This is a genomic window from Salinimicrobium oceani (genome assembly GCF_012037645.1).
The window spans coordinates 1-694 of record NZ_JAAVJR010000149.1 but is presented as its reverse complement, the minus strand read 5'-3'; the positions used below and the strand labels follow the sequence as shown (position 1 = coordinate 694).

The following is a 694-nucleotide window of genomic DNA, read 5'->3' as shown; positions in this document are numbered from 1 at the left end:
AGCCTTACACAGGCATGACTCGCAGGATATCCGGGCATGGAATACTGATGTACGCCCACCCCGTGATAATTCATAAAATTGAAATAGTAAGGCATGATCCAGGATTCATCTACAGTACTAATTTTTCTTTTCGCCTTATAATTTCCGTAATTGAGGCCTGCCGGAGTTGGAGTTGATCTCTTCCCCGAACTCACCGGTCCCCATCTTATCAACCTGCCTTCCTCATACAGTCCAAATGCCTGCACCCTTCTCGAGATAAGCACAGTTTTAGGGATCTTCTCAAGCATTTCAAAAGTTTGTGGAAAGGGAGAATAATCCAAAAAATTTTCAGTAATAGTATCGGGAATGACCATTACAGATCCTGCCTTTATTCGATCGGGATCAATTCTGTTAAGCGCAAAAATGATCTTTTTGGCATCTTCTGAAAATCTATTTTGGAAGCAGTCTACCTCTTCGGAAGTTGAGATACTGTCCAGATGGTAAGAAATGATCACCGGCATTTTTTGAGATTCCAAAGGCACCTCCTGCTTAAGATCAGAAATTTTGGAGGCGATATTAGAAGCCAGGCTCTTCGGCTGTTCACAGGAAATAAGCAACATAAAACAGCAGCCTGTAAAAAGTGCTGAAGAAAACCGGTTAAGGGAGTTTGGTTTCATAATAATGCCGCAATCATTTATAAATTTTTTAGCGAGGA

1 protein-coding gene is annotated in these 694 nt (G+C 41.4%); it reads right to left on the bottom strand.

Annotation, left to right across the window (positions count from 1 at the left end; genetic code table 11):
• A partial coding sequence (locus HC175_RS15940; RefSeq protein ID WP_235942645.1) for a L,D-transpeptidase occupies positions 1-515 on the bottom strand: 515 nt, incomplete at its 3' end.
• Positions 516-694 lie beyond the last annotated feature (179 nt).